The sequence below is a fragment of the Streptomyces sp. NPDC001933 genome, assembly GCF_042890955.1.
GTDB lineage: Bacteria > Actinomycetota > Actinomycetes > Streptomycetales > Streptomycetaceae > Streptomyces.
This window is the reverse complement of the sequence record NZ_JBIASS010000001.1, coordinates 730,735-744,193: the sequence shown is the minus strand read 5'-3', so window position 1 is coordinate 744,193 and position 13,459 is coordinate 730,735. Positions and strand designations below refer to the sequence as shown.

Sequence of the window (13,459 nt, the reverse complement as noted above, 5' to 3'; positions counted from 1 at the left end):
ATGCGCTCTCCCCCGTCCGGCCCGCCGCGCCCGGTCACCCGGACTCCGCCGTGCGGGCCTCGACGGGCAGGATCGCATGGACCCGGAATCCGCCGCCGTAGCGGGGCCCGGCGGTGAGGGTGCCGCCGAGCGCGGTGACGCGTTCGCGCATGCCGAGCAGGCCGTGCCCGCCGCCGTCACCGTGGCAGCCGCCCCCGCCGGAGCCGTTGTCGATCACGGTGACCTCGGCCGTGTTCCCGACCCGTACGACGCTCACCTCGGCCCGGGCCCCGGGACCCGCGTGCTTGCGGACATTGGTCAGCGCTTCCTGGATGACCCGGTACGCGGCCAGGTCGACGGCCGCGGGCAGCGGGGGCCGCCGGTCGGTGCAGGCCACCTCGACGGGTAGCCCGGCCCGGCGGACGGTCTCGACCAGTTCGTCGAGGACGGCGAGCCCCGGGGCGGGTTCGGTCGGCGCCTCCGGGTCGCCGGACTGGCGCAGCAGCCCGACGGTGGCCCGCAGTTCGTCGAGCGCGGAGCGGCTGGCCTCCCGGACGTGGGCGAGCGCCTCCTTGGCCTGGTCGGGGCGCTTGTCCATGACGTGGGCGGCCACCCCGGCCTGGACGTTGACCAGGGCGATGTGGTGGGCGACGACGTCGTGGAGATCGCGGGCGATGCGCAGCCGCTCCTCGGCGACCCGTCGCCGGGCCTCCTCGTCGCGGGTGCGTTCGGCCCGTTCGGCCCGCTCCCTGATCGCGTCGATGAAGGCGCGCCTGGAGCGGACGGCGTCGCCCGCCGCACAGGCCATGCCGGTCCAGGCGAGGATGCCGAAGTTCTCCTGGCTGTACCAGGGCGCCGCACCGAAGAGCATCGCCGCGGCCGTCAGCACGGCCACCGTCAGCAGTCCGACCCGCCAGGTGGTGGGCCGGTCGGTGCGGGCGGCGACGGTGCACAGCGCGATGACGGTGGCCATGACCACCGGCGCGGGCGGGTCGGACTTCACCAGCTCGACGACGGTCAGCCCGGCGGTGACCGCGAGCACCGCCATGGGATTGCGCCGCCGCCAGATGAGCGCCACGGCACCGGCCACCATCAGCAGCACGCCGCTCACCTCGGGCGGACGGGTCCCGAAGGAGGGCCCCTCCCCCGGGCGCGGGTGGACGAACGACCCGATGATCATCGCCACCAGCACGGCCAGGGCCAGGGCGGCGTCGAGCGCGAGCGGATGGTCGCGCAGCCAGTGCCGGACGCGCAGGACCCCGGTTCCGAGGGTGGTCACGTCAAGCTACGTTACGGCGTGTCGCGCGGGAACCGGACCGGTCCCGCGCGAAAGGTCCGGATGCGGAGGACCGGGATGCGACCGGATGCGACCGGATGCGAAAGACCCGGACACACCCGTGCCCCGGGTCCGGCGGACCGGACCCGGGGCACGGGTTCATGCGGGTGCTGGAGAGGGACGGACGGCGTCAGCCGGGGATCAGGCCGTCGTCGCGGAGCATGGCGCGCACCTCTTCGAGGGTCGCGTCGGACGACGGGAGGATCAGCTCGGACGGCTCCAGGGAGTCGTCCGGCAACGCTGTACCGAGCTCGCGCACCCTGGCCAGGAGCGCGTGGAGGGTGGCCCGGAAACCCGGTCCGTCACCGCTCTCCATCTCGGCGAGCAGTTCGTCGTCGAGCCCGTCGAGCTCGGCGAGATGACTGTCGGCCAGTGCGACCTGGCCCTCCCCCATGATCCGTACGATCATGACGCCGCCTCAACTCTTGTCGAACCTGTGCGGGGACTGCGACGACTGCTGCTGGGCGGCGTCCTGCGGGCCGCCCTCGATCGCCTGCTGCTGGGTGGAGCCGCCGGCCAGCTCGGCCTTCATGCGCTGGAGCTCCAGCTCCACATCCGTACCACCGGAGATCCGGTCCAGCTCGGCGGCGATGTCGTCCTTCGCCGTGCCGGTCGGGTCGTCCAGGGCGCCGGAGGCGAGCAGCTCGTCGATCGCGCCGGCGCGGGCCTGCATCTGCTGGGTCTTGTCCTCGGCCCGCTGGATCGCGAGGCCGACGTCGCCCATCTCCTCGGAGATCCCGGAGAAGGCCTCGCCGATCCTGGTCTGCGCCTGGGCAGCGGTATAGGTGGCCTTGATGGTCTCCTTCTTGGTTCGGAAGGCATCGACCTTGGCCTGCAGCCGCTGCGCCGCGAGGGTGAGCTTCTCCTCCTCGCCCTGCAGCGTGGTGTGCTGCGTCTCCAGGTCGGTGACCTGCTGCTGGAGTGCGGCGCGCCGGGACAGCGCCTCGCGGGCCAGGTCCTCGCGGCCGAGCGCGAGCGCCTTGCGGCCCTGGTCCTCCAGCTTGGACGACTGTCCCTGCAGCTGGTTCAGCTGCAGCTCCAGCCGCTTGCGCGAGGTCGCCACGTCGGCGACACCGCGACGTACCTTCTGAAGCAGTTCGAGCTGCTTCTGGTACGAGTAATCGAGGGTCTCGCGCGGATCCTCGGCCCGGTCAAGGGCCTTGTTTGCCTTCGCGCGGAAGATCATCCCCATACGCTTCATGACACCGCTCATGGGCTTCGCGCGCCCCCTTCTGACGGACTGAGCTCCAGCACTCCAACAGAACCCACAGTACGGGCCCTGCCTCTATTACCGCACTGTTCGAGCAAGGATGTGCTCCTACCCAAGGACGACTGCACCGGGTCACCACTCCGGCCCGAGGAGTAGGCGGAGGTCAGGGGGACCCGGTCCCGTCATCCGTGCCGGAGACCCGGTACACCTGCGAGGACGCAGGCCGTTGCCGGATCGTTCCCGACCGGCCTGGGGTCGTGGCGATCGAACCCGTACCCTTGGGCCTTGTGTTCCGTAGCCGTTCGAAGGAAGAGAAGGCGCCCACCGGCAAGGTGACGGCGGACCTCTCCAAGCAGCCCCGCGACCCGCAGGCCCCCAAAGGTCGCCCCACCCCCAAGCGCAGCGATGCCCAGTCGCAGCGCCGTCGCGCCTCCAGTGGCGCGCCTCTCGACCGCAAGGAGGCCATGAAGCGGCAGCGCGAAGCGCGCCGTGTGGACATGGCCAAGCAGCGCGAGGCGCTCGCCAGTGGCGACGAGCGCTATCTGCCGGCTCGCGACAAGGGCCCGGTGCGGCGCTTCGTCCGCGACTACGTGGACTCGCGTTTCTGCATCGCGGAGTTCTTCCTGCCGCTCGCCGTGATCATCCTGATCCTCAGCGTGATCCAGGTGCAGAACATCCAGACCATCTCGCTGCTGCTCTGGCTCATCGTGATCGTGCTGATCGTGATCGACTCGATCGGCCTCTCGCTCCGCCTGAAGAAGCAGCTGAACCAGCGCTTCCCTGATACGCCCAAGCGTGGCGCGGTCGCCTACGGCCTGATGCGCACGCTTCAGATGCGACGCCTCCGGCTGCCCAAGCCGCAGGTCAAGCGGGGAGAGCGGCCCTGAACACGCACGTCTCCGGCTCGGTCGGCGGTCCGTCCGCCGACCGGCCGGACGATGTCGTTCCCGTCACCGGGTTCTCCGGAGCCTCCTCGATGTGGCTGAAGGGGCTCGGCGGGCTGCGCAACACCGTCCGCCAGGAGCTCGTGGCCCGGCAGCTCGACGAACAGATCGCGGCACGCTTCCCGGTCGGGCAGCGGCTGCGCGTGCTGGACGTCGGCATGGGCCAGGGCACCCAGGCGCTGCGCCTGGCGCGGGCCGGCCATACGGTGACCGGCCTGGAGTCGGACGCGGAGATGCTGCGGGTGGCCAGGGAGGCGCTCGGCAGCGAACCTGCGGGCATCCGCGAGCGGGTCCGGCTGATCGAGGGCAACGGCCTGGACACCGGGGTGCACTTCCTGCCCGGCAGTTTCGACGTGGTGCTCTGCCACGGCGTGCTGATGTATGTCCGGGATCCGGACGCGATGCTGGCGGGCCTGGCCCGGATGCTCGCCCCGGGCGGGCTGCTGTCGCTGCTCGTACGGAACGCGGACGCCCTGGCGATGCGCCCCGGGACCGCCGGGGACTGGGACGCGGCACTGGCCGCCTTCGACACGGACACGTACACCAACCGGCTGGGCCTCACGGTAAGGGCCGACCGGCTGGACGCCCTGACGTCCACCCTCGCCGGGATCGCCGCACCCCTGCACGCCTGGTACGGGGTGCGCGTCTTCACGGACAACGTGAGCAACGACGTGGAGCTGCCGGCCGCGGCCGAGCTGGAGCAGGTGCTCGCCGCGGAGGACCGGGCCGGGCGGACGGATCCGTACCGCCGGGTGGCCGCGCTGCTGCACCTGTGCGGCGTCCGGGGCTGAGCGGACACGGGAGCGGGTCGCCGGGGCTGCCCTGCGACATGCCCCGACCGGCCGATCCCAAGAGGTCACCAAAAGGGTCAAAAGCAACAATCGGGTCATGGATGCATTCCACTCCCGCGCCCGCGTTCGCCGACTGCTGCTGTCCCTGGCCGCCGGGGTCTGTGCGATCGCCCTGGTGAGCAGCTGCTCGGACGCAACCTCCGAGTCACCGAGGGCCGAACCCAGCGATCCGGCCTCCGCCACCCAGACCGCAAGCGATCTGCAGAGCGACTACCAGGCCGTGATCAAGAACGTGCTGCCGTCGGTGGTGCAGATCCAGGCCTCCGAGAGCCTGGGCTCCGGCATCGTCTACGACACCAAGGGCCATATCGTCACCAACGCCCATGTGGTCGGCAACGACAGAACGTTCAAGGTCACCGTCGCGACCGGCGAGAAGGAGCAGAAGGCCACGCTGGTGGCCTCCTACCCGGAGCAGGATCTGGCCGTCATCAAGCTCGACAGCGTGCCGGACGGGCTGAAGCCCGCGAAGTTCGGCGACTCGGAGAAGGTCGAGGTGGGGCAGATCGTACTGGCGATGGGCTCGCCGCTCGGTCTGTCCTCCAGCGTCACCCAGGGCATCGTCTCGGCGCTCGGCCGGACCGTCAGCGAGAGCCGCACGGGCGGCGGCACCGGCGCGACGATCGCGAACATGGTGCAGACCTCGGCCGCGATCAACCCGGGCAACAGCGGGGGTGCGCTGGTCAACCTGAACAGCGAGGTGATCGGCATCCCGACCCTGGCCGCGACCGACCCGGAGCTGGGCGGCAGCGCGGCGCCGGGGATCGGGTTCGCGATCCCGGTGTCGATGGTGAAGACGGTCGCCGATCAGATCATCAAGAACGGCAAGGTCACCGACTCGGGCCGGGCGGCCCTGAACATCACCGGCCGTACGGTCGTCGACGCCAACTACGAACCGGCCGGGGTGGCGCTGGTGAGCGTGACGAAGAACGGCGCCGCGGACAAGGCCGGGCTGCGGCCCGGCGACATCATCACCAGGATCGACGACCAGCCGGTCACGACGATCACCTCCTTGTCGGAGGCGCTGGCCTCGGACAAGCCGGGCCAGAAGGTCACGGTGACCTATCTGCGCGACGGGGCGGAGAAGACGGCGAAGGTCACCCTGGGCGAGATCTAGAGCTCCCGCGCGCGAGGAGACGGACCCTGGCCCTGTGGCTGGCGTTCGACCCGAAGGCTGGAGCTCCCGCGCGCGAGGAGTCGGAGAACCCGGGATCGCCTCTCCTCGCGCGCGAAGGCGGATCAGCCCTGGTCCGCCTGGAGGCTCATGGGGCCGTAGATCTTCGTCGAGTCGTCGAAGAGCGTCACCTGGTCCGCCCCGCCTTCGAGGAGTTCCTTCCAGTACTCACCGATCCAGGATTCCGCGTCGCCCTGGGTGGTGAATTCCTCCGGCTGCAGGGCCGGCTCCGTCTCCGTACCGTCGGACTTCTCGAACCGCCACGTCCACGCCATGTCCGCCTCCTGGGTCGCTTTGCTGCCCCGCAGCCTAGTGCCTGCGTCCGGTGCGGGGACCGGCTCCGCACCTGTCCGGACGCACCCGGGGTCTTTCCTTGGATCAGGCCGGACCCCGCTCCCTGATCCGGCCTGATCCAAACGAGAGGCCCCAGGTCGCGCACCGGTCGCACGGACACGGGAGGATCGAAGGCGTGGAACTGACTCTGCTCGGCACCGGAGCCCCCGACGGGCTGCCGCAGCCCGAATGTCCCTGCGCCGCCTGCGCCGTCGCCCACGGGGCGCGCTCGCGGGCCGCGACCGCGCTGCTGGTCGACGACGCGCTGCTGCTCGACCTCACTCCGGGGGCCGTGTTCGCCGCGGCCCGTGCGGGGCACTCGCTCACCGGGGTGCGGCAGGTGCTGCTCACCCATCCGCACGACGGGCCCGCCGTGGAACTGCCCGCGGGGCTGCCCCCGGCGGGCCGGGTGCCGGACGGGCGGGAGCTGACGCTGATCAGCGGGCACCGGGTGCGGGCGGTGCCGATGGACGCGCCGGGGACCGGGTACGAGGTCACCGGACCGGCGGGGGCCCGGCTGCTGTACCTGCCGCCGGGGGCCGCGCCCGCCGGTCTCACGGACCGGGTCGCGGAGCCGTACGACATGGTGGTCGGCGATGTGGTGGGGCGGCCGGACGCGGTGGCGCGGCTGCGGGCCGTGGCGGCGATCGGCCCGGCCACCGAGATCGTGGCCGTCCATCTGGACCATGACGCGCCGCCCGGTGCCGAGCTGGACCGGCGGCTCGCGGCGGCCGGCGCGCGAGCGGTGCCGGACGGGACGACGCTGGTGGTGGGCGAGTACCGAACGGCCCCGGCGGTGCCCCGGCGCACGCTGGTGACGGGCGGGGCCAGGTCGGGAAAGTCGGTGGAGGCCGAGCGTCGCCTGGAGACGTTCCCCGAGGTGGTGTACGTGGCGACCGGCGGCGGCCGCGAAGGCGACGCGGAGTGGGCGGCCCGGATCGGTCTGCACCGGGAGCGCCGGCCGGCCGCCTGGCGCACCGAGGAGACCTGTGAGCTGGTGGGGCTGCTGGAGTCGGACGGGCCGCCGCTGCTGATCGACTGCCTGTCGCTGTGGCTGACCGACGCGATGGACCGGGTGGACGCCTGGGACGACGCGGCGTGGGCGGAGGGCGGCGAGGGCGCCCTGCGGGAGCGGACCGCCGAGCTGGTCGCGGCGGTGCGGGGAACGCGTCGTACGGTCGTCGCCGTCACCAACGAGACCGGCTCGGGCGTGGTGCCCGCGACGGCCGCCGGGCGGCGCTTCCGGGACGAGCTGGGCCGGCTGAACGCCGCGTTCGCCGACGAGTGCGAGCAGGTGCTGCTGGTGGTGGCCGGTCAGGCGCTGGTCCTGCGGGGCTGACCGGGGCGCCCGCGGTCGGGGGAAGTGCATCGCGCCGACCGGGCGCCGGAAATGCGGCGGGTACTGTTCCGCAGTGAGCCCGCCGCCGGGCTCGCCGGCCCACTCGACGCATCGACCCGCGAGGCAGATCCCCGTGAATCTGGACGACTTCTCCGACCTGATCGAACGCCCCGACGGCGGCGTACGGCGCGATGCCGAGGAACGCCGGGAACGCATGGCCGTTCCCGTCGGCGCCCTCGGCCGCCTGGACGAGCTGGGCGAATGGCTCTCGGCCGCGCAGCAGTCCGTACCGGTCAAGGCGATCGAGCAGCCGCGCGTGGTGCTCTTCGCCGGCGATCACGGGGTTGCCGAACTGGGAGTCTCCGGGCGCGCGGCCGGAACCGCGCACGAGCTGGTGCGGGCCACGCTGGACGGCGCGACGCCGCTCGCGGTGCTGGCCCGGCAGTTCTCCGTACCGGTACGGATCGTCGACGCCGGCCTGGACTGCGATCCGGAGCTGCTGCCGGAGTCGGTGGTACGTCATCGGGTGCGGCGCGGCAGCGGCCGGATCGACATCGAGGACGCGCTGACGGCCGAGGAGGCCGAGCAGGCGGTACGGCTCGGCATGGCGATCGCCGACGAGGAGGCCGACTCGGGCACCGATCTGGTGGTGCTCGGCGACCTGAGCGTGGGCGGGACGACGGCCGCGGCCACGCTGGTCGCGGCGCTGTGCGGTACGGACGCCTCGGTGGTGACCGGGCGCGGCGGCACGGGCATCGACGATCTGGCGTGGATGCGCAAGTGTGCGGCGATCCGGGACTCGCTGCGGCGGGCCCGGCCGGTCCTCGGTGACCAGATGGAGCTGCTGGCCACGGTGGGCGGCGCGGATCTGGCGGCGATGACCGGGTTCCTGCTGCAGTGCGCGGTGCGCAGGCTGCCGGTGATCCTTGACGGCGTGGTCTCCTCCGCCTGTGCGCTGGTGGGGCAGCGGGCCGCCTTCCGGGCGCCGGACTGGTGGCTGGCGGGTCAGGCGAGCGGTGAGCCGGCCCAGGCCAAGGCCCTGGACCGGATGGCGCTCAACCCCTTGCTGGACCACGGCGTCATCGTGGGGGAAGGAAGCGGGGCATTGCTCGCACTCCCGCTGGTCCGGGCGGCGGCCGCACTCGCGGCCGAACTGCCCGAACGCGAACTCGTCGCCGAGGAGGAGAAGGACGGCGCCGAAGAGGGAGCCGCAGCAGGCGCCGCCGCGTACGGCGACGCGACCTGAGACCGGCCGGTCCCGGGCCCACGGACCGGCGGTGCTGCGGCCGTTGAACACCGGCCGCAGCGCAGCCCCTCATGCAGTGCGATGCACCATATGATCGCTTTTCATGGGAGAGGTCCGATTGGCCACCGACGATTGCGGGCGGGGCACCGCCCGGGCACCGAGCACCGTCCGGTCACGGCGCAGCGCGGCGTTCGCCATCTGGTACCTGCGCGTCGTGTCGTTCATCAATTTCCTGAGCGCCGTCTGGGTCACTCTCGGCAACGATCTGCGCCGCCACAACACGGCGAACTACTTCACCCCCTACCTGCTCACCGCGGGCTTCTCCTCCGGGGTCGTCGCCCTCTTCCTGGCCGTCACCATGCGCCGCCGCAAGCGGGCCGCCTGGATCGTGAACATCGTGGTGAGCGGGCTGCTGCTGCTCCTCTTCGCCCTGGTGATCGCCTTCCCGGAGGTCCGGCGGTATCCGCAGAACTGGATCTCGCTGACGCTGACCGCCGCCTTCGTCCTGGCTCTGGTACTGGGCCGGCGCGAGTTCTACGCGAAGGGCGACCGGTCCAACCCGAAGCTGGCGGCCGTCGTCGCGGTCGGCGGGCTGCTGATCACCTCGCTGATCGCCGCGGGCCTGGTCACCCTCACCAACACCGCGACCGACGACTACCGCGCGACCTTCCTGGACCGTTGGCGCTACGGGGCGCTGAGGCTGGTCTCGGTCGCCGACAACGACGCCGCCTTCCCCGGGATCACCACCCCCGGCTGGGTCGACGTCTCCATCAACGTGCTCTCCACGCTGCTGCTGATCGCCGTCGTGTACGCGGCGTTCCGGTCCCGCCGGGCCGTCGACCCGATCACCCCCGAGGACGAGGCCCGGCTCCGGGCACTGCTGGAGAAGCACGGCGACCGCGACTCGCTCGGCTACTTCTCGCTGCGCCGGGAGAAGAGCGTCATCTGGTCCCCGACCGGGAAGGCCGCCGTCGCCTACCGGGTGGTGGGCGGAGTATCGCTCGCCTCCGGTGACCCCATCGGCGACCCGGAGGCCTGGCCGGGGGCGATCGGGCCGTGGCTGGCCGAGGCCCGCGAACACGGCTGGATCCCGGCGGTGATGGGAGCGAGCGAGGAGGGCGGCACCGTCTACTCGCGGCACGGCCTGGACGCCCTGGAGCTGGGCGACGAAGCGATCGTGGAGACCGCCGAGTTCACCCTCGAAGGGCGGGCGATGCGGACCGTCCGCCAGGCGTACAACCGGATCGGGCGTGCCGGGTACGAGGTGACCGTCCGCCGCCACGCGGACATCCCCGAGGCCGAGATGGCCGAACTGGTGCGTCGCGCCGACGACTGGCGCGACGGGGCGACCGAACGCGGCTTCTCGATGGCGCTGGGCCGGCTCGGCGATCCGGCCGACGGCCGGTGCGTGATGCTCGAATGCCGCAACGCCCCCACCGAGGAGGGTGCGCCGGGCGAGTTGCGTGCCGTACTGAGCTTCGTGCCCTGGGGGCCGAACGGCCTCTCGCTGGACCTGATGCGCCGTGACCGGGACGCCGAGAACGGGCTGATGGAGTTCATGGTCATCGAACTCCTCCAGCGCGCCCAGGAGATCGGGATCACGCAGGTCTCACTGAACTTCGCGATGTTCAGGTCCGTCTTCGAGCGCGGTTCGCGGCTCGGCGCCGGACCGGTGCTCAGGCTCTGGCGCTCGATGCTCAGCTTCTTCTCGCGCTGGTGGCAGATCGAGTCGCTGTACCGCGCCAACGCCAAGTACCGGCCGATCTGGGAGCCACGCTTCATGCTGTTCGAGAAGAGTTCGGACCTGCTGCGCATCGGCGTCGCCGCGGGCCGTGCCGAAGGCTTCCTGGAGGCGCCCGGCCTGCCCAAGTGGCTGCACCGCTCGCAGCTGGGGAACGACGGATGAGACCCGTGCGCGCGCTGCGCCGGGCAGGCCGCCGCGAGTGGGGTCCGCTGCTGACGACCGTACGCGCGGCGCTCACGGCCGGCCGGCTGCGGGCAGTCCCGATGACGGTCGCCGCGGTCTGTCTGACGGCGCTGCTCCATGCGCTGCAGAACCGGTCGTGGGGGTTCGGGGTGGTGCACTCCCTCGGGGCGGTGCGGGCCGAGGACCCGTTGTGGGCGTCCCTGCTGCGTACGCCGTTGTCGCTGTTCGTACCGGCGCTGGATCTGCCGGTCTGGGGGGCGCTGGTGCAGATCCTGCTGGTGTTCGGCGCCGCCGAGATCTGCCTGGGCCGGTGGCGCACGCTGCTGATCGCGTACGTGGCGACGCTGACCGGGACGCTGTACGCGCGGATCGGCGTCGCCCTCGGCCCGGACGGGCTGTTCGGGCTGCCGGCCTCGGACGCCCAGGTCGTCGACACCGGCCCGTCGGCGGCGGTCGTGGGCCTCGCCGTCTATCTCTGCTACGTCCACCGGGCCCGCTTCACCGGGGCGCTGGTGATCGCGGCGATGGTGGCCGAGGTGGTGCTGAAGAACAATCTGGCGGGCAAGGAGCACCTGGTGGCGATCGCCGCGGTCCTTCTGATGTGCGTCCGCGCGCCCCGCCGCGGCCTGCCCCGGGATCAGGGCTTGCGTCCGGGGAGCGGCACCCGGTCCGGTGCGCCGCCGATCAGATCCTCGAACCTGCGCCGCGGCCCCACCCAGCGCACGTCGTGATGGTAGGCGCGCAGCACCGAGCGGGCGCGGGCCCGGTGGCGGTTTCGGTAGAAGCGCCTGGCCCACATCGAGGTCGGCCGGGCCAGCCGGATCGCGCCGATCAGCGCGACGAACGGGACGAGCGTGCCGAGGACCGCGAGCCGCGCCTTGCCCTTGAAGAGGGCGATCAGCACGAAGCAGAAGTTGACGATCAGGGTCAGGACGACGCCGAGCCGGTCCTGCTGCTCGTCGCTGCTCAGCTCGTTCACGCCGAGCGGTGAGAACCCGCCCAGCACCAGCAGCACCAGCGCCGCGGTGAGGACCACCACCTCCACGCTCCGGCGGCCCTCCTCGGTCCAGTACACGTCGTCGAGGTAGAGGATCAGCGCGAACTCGTCCAGCACCAGCCCCGCGCCCGCGCCGAAGACCACGGCGCAGATCCCCGCGGTGACGCCCTCCCGCCCGCTGGCGACCGCGCCGAAGCCGCCGACGACGCTCAGCACCACCCCGGGGACCACGTGGTGGATGTGCATCCCGCCGGGAGTGACATTGCGGAACGGTCCCTTCCCCGCCCGGATCATCCGGGTGATGAACCGGGTGATCGCGAAGGTGAGCACGAAGGAGGCCAGGGCGAGGAGCAGCGGCAGCTTCCCCGGCTCGACGATGTTCCGCTCGAACCAGTGACCCATGCCACCCACTCCCGATAAGACGCTTCTGTCATGGTCTGTCGCGTTACGGGCAATCTATCGGCCGGGCGCACCGATTAGCCTGCGCGCCGTGACCTCCCTGAACAGCCACGGCATCCGCTTCGCCTTCGGCACCCTGACCGTGCTCCCCGTCCGCGTCACCCGCTGGGACCGGGAAGCCGCCCGCGCCGGGATGCTGTGCGCGCCGCTGGTCGGCCTCGTGGTGGGGCTGCTCGCGGCGGCGGCCGGCGTCCTGTTGCTGCTGCTCGGCTCGGGACCGCTGCTCGCCGCGGTCGCCTCGGCCGCCGTTCCCGCCGCACTGACCCGGGGTCTGCATCTGGACGGTCTCGCGGACACCGCCGACGGCCTGGGCAGCGGCAAGCCCGCCGACGACGCCCTGCGGATCATGAAGCAGTCGGACATCGGTCCGTTCGGTGTGATCACCCTGCTGTTCGTGCTGCTGGCCCAGGTCGCGGCGCTGTACGAGCTGTACGGGCGGGGCTGGGCGTACGGCGCGGTGGCGGCGGCCGTCGCCGCGGTCACCGCCCGGCTCGCGCTCACCCTGGCCTCCCGCCGGGGCGTGCCGCCGGCCCGTCCGGAGGGGCTGGGTGCGGCGGTGGCGGGCACGGTCACGGGGCGGGGCGCGGTGGCGGTCGGGGCCGTGGTTGTCGCGGGCTGCGCGGGCGCCGGTGCGCTCCTCGGCGGGTACGGGGCGCTGCACCACGCGCTCGCCGCGGTGGCCGCGCTCGGTGTCGCCCAGCTTCTGCTGCGGCACTGCGTGCGGCGCTTCGGCGGGGTGACCGGCGACGTGTTCGGCGCGCTGGCGGAGACGGCGGCGACGGCGGCCCTGGTGGTCCTGACGTTCGGTTAGCCGTTCTGCGCGCGGTCCTTCGGGCACTCCTGGCGCCACACGCCGAGTTCGTACTTCTTCAGCAGCGAGCTGAGCCCCAGCCGCCGCGAATCGGCGCAGAACCGGGTGAGGGGCAGCTCGTACTCGACGTGGAGGACGGCCTTGTCCGCCTTCACGAACGGGGTGAGCTTCTCGCACTCCTCGTACTGCGCGCACTGCTCGTTGACCGCGAAGTCGAAGTCCGGCTCCAGCTCCGGGATCTGCCCGAGGTCGTTCTTCAGGCCGACGGCGAGCCCGTGGCGGTGGGCGATCCGGGCGATCAGCCGGTTGTAGCGCAACTGGTCGGCGGCGGTCAGCGGGAAGCCGGTGCGGTTGCGGTAGCCGTCCATGTTGTCGGGCTCCACCGCGTCGAACCCCTTCTCGGCGCACATCTGGATCCGCCGCTCCATCAGCGGCTCCAGGATGTCCGTGCGGCGGATGTCGAGCCAGTACTCCCCCTCCCAGCCGTTGCCCCTGCCGCGTACCGAGGCGGGGAACTTCCCGGCGTCCGGACGGAAGTCCTCCCAGGCGCCGGTGGAGAGATAGCAGATCACCTTGCGGCCCCGGCGGTGCAGATCGGCCACCGCCGATGCCTTGTGGTCGAAGCCGTCGATGTCGTACACCGGGACGTCCACCGTCGGATCCAGCCGCCCGGAGAGCTGCCACTGCCAGCCGGTGCCGGGCTCCGGCCGCCAGAGGTCCTTCCCGGCGGGCCCGGGCGCCGAAGTGCAGCCGGCCAGCAGGGCCAGCAGAATCAGTACGGCGACGGGCAGCGCCCGGCTCCCTCCCGTCACGCGTGCGACCCCACGGGCGCGCATGGTTCTCCTCCCGCGGGTCC

At 72.1% G+C, this 13,459-nt stretch carries 14 protein-coding genes; 8 read left to right on the top strand and 6 right to left on the bottom strand.

Going from position 1 to position 13,459, the window contains the following annotated elements:
- Nucleotides 1–34 precede the first annotated feature (34 nt).
- The 3 genes from ACFYY7_RS03280 to ACFYY7_RS03270 form a co-directional block, all read right to left on the bottom strand.
- Entirely contained in the window at nt 35–1,258 is a 1,224-nt protein-coding gene (locus tag ACFYY7_RS03280) for a sensor histidine kinase (protein WP_388656362.1), read from the bottom strand.
- 187 nt (nt 1,259–1,445) lie between these two features.
- Nucleotides 1,446–1,724: a hypothetical protein gene (locus tag ACFYY7_RS03275; RefSeq protein WP_124718101.1), complete on the bottom strand. Its 279-nt coding sequence runs from the start codon at nt 1,722–1,724 to the stop codon at nt 1,446–1,448.
- A 9-nt stretch (nt 1,725–1,733) separates the two neighbouring features.
- Nucleotides 1,734–2,516 (bottom strand): PspA/IM30 family protein, encoded by a 783-nt coding sequence (locus ACFYY7_RS03270; RefSeq protein ID WP_266736832.1) that lies wholly within the window; start codon nt 2,514–2,516, stop codon nt 1,734–1,736.
- 296 nt (nt 2,517–2,812) lie between these two features.
- Here ACFYY7_RS03270 and ACFYY7_RS03265 point away from each other — a divergent pair, with 296 nt between their 5' ends.
- From ACFYY7_RS03265 to ACFYY7_RS03255, 3 genes are all read left to right on the top strand, one after another.
- A complete protein-coding gene (locus tag ACFYY7_RS03265; protein WP_388657103.1) occupies nt 2,813–3,412 on the top strand; it encodes a DUF3043 domain-containing protein in 600 nt (199 codons plus the stop codon).
- Between the two features lie 89 nt (nt 3,413–3,501).
- Entirely contained in the window at nt 3,502–4,260 is a 759-nt protein-coding gene (locus ACFYY7_RS03260; RefSeq protein ID WP_351257393.1) for a methyltransferase domain-containing protein, read from the top strand.
- A gap of 97 nt (nt 4,261–4,357) precedes the next feature.
- The gene (locus tag ACFYY7_RS03255; protein ID WP_388656359.1) at nt 4,358–5,434 is read left to right on the top strand and encodes a S1C family serine protease; all 1,077 of its coding nucleotides are present in this window, start codon (nt 4,358–4,360) and stop codon (nt 5,432–5,434) included.
- A gap of 122 nt (nt 5,435–5,556) precedes the next feature.
- Here ACFYY7_RS03255 and ACFYY7_RS03250 read toward each other — a convergent pair whose 3' ends face one another.
- Entirely contained in the window at nt 5,557–5,766 is a 210-nt protein-coding gene (locus ACFYY7_RS03250) for a hypothetical protein (RefSeq protein WP_388656356.1), read from the bottom strand.
- 194 nt (nt 5,767–5,960) lie between these two features.
- Between ACFYY7_RS03250 and ACFYY7_RS03245 the strand changes: the two genes are divergently transcribed.
- The 4 genes from ACFYY7_RS03245 to ACFYY7_RS03230 all read left to right on the top strand — a co-directional run bounded on the left by ACFYY7_RS03245 (nt 5,961) and on the right by ACFYY7_RS03230 (nt 11,067).
- Nucleotides 5,961–7,163: a bifunctional adenosylcobinamide kinase/adenosylcobinamide-phosphate guanylyltransferase gene (locus tag ACFYY7_RS03245; RefSeq protein ID WP_388656353.1), complete on the top strand. Its 1,203-nt coding sequence runs from the start codon at nt 5,961–5,963 to the stop codon at nt 7,161–7,163.
- 133 nt (nt 7,164–7,296) lie between these two features.
- Nucleotides 7,297–8,409, top strand: coding sequence for a nicotinate-nucleotide--dimethylbenzimidazole phosphoribosyltransferase (gene cobT / locus ACFYY7_RS03240; protein WP_388656350.1), 1,113 nt, complete (start codon nt 7,297–7,299; stop codon nt 8,407–8,409).
- Between the two features lie 103 nt (nt 8,410–8,512).
- A complete protein-coding gene (locus ACFYY7_RS03235) occupies nt 8,513–10,315 on the top strand; it encodes a phosphatidylglycerol lysyltransferase domain-containing protein (protein ID WP_388656347.1) in 1,803 nt (600 codons plus the stop codon).
- Nucleotides 10,312–11,067, top strand: coding sequence for a hypothetical protein (locus ACFYY7_RS03230; RefSeq protein ID WP_388656344.1), 756 nt, complete (start codon nt 10,312–10,314; stop codon nt 11,065–11,067). The genes ACFYY7_RS03235 and ACFYY7_RS03230 overlap by 4 nt, the downstream gene beginning before the upstream one ends.
- On the opposite strand, the gene ACFYY7_RS03225 is transcribed toward ACFYY7_RS03230, so the two are convergent.
- Nucleotides 10,974–11,735: a hypothetical protein gene (locus tag ACFYY7_RS03225; RefSeq protein WP_388656341.1), complete on the bottom strand. Its 762-nt coding sequence runs from the start codon at nt 11,733–11,735 to the stop codon at nt 10,974–10,976. The genes ACFYY7_RS03230 and ACFYY7_RS03225 overlap by 94 nt on opposite strands.
- An 88-nt stretch (nt 11,736–11,823) precedes the next feature.
- Here ACFYY7_RS03225 and cobS point away from each other — a divergent pair, with 88 nt between their 5' ends.
- Nucleotides 11,824–12,603, top strand: coding sequence for an adenosylcobinamide-GDP ribazoletransferase (cobS, locus tag ACFYY7_RS03220; RefSeq protein ID WP_388656338.1), 780 nt, complete (start codon nt 11,824–11,826; stop codon nt 12,601–12,603).
- Here the strand turns inward: cobS and ACFYY7_RS03215 are convergent.
- Nucleotides 12,600–13,439, bottom strand: a complete 840-nt coding sequence (locus tag ACFYY7_RS03215) for an endo alpha-1,4 polygalactosaminidase (RefSeq protein ID WP_388656335.1) — start codon at nt 13,437–13,439, stop codon at nt 12,600–12,602. The two genes, cobS and ACFYY7_RS03215, sit on opposite strands and share 4 nt — an antisense overlap.
- Nucleotides 13,440–13,459 lie beyond the last annotated feature (20 nt).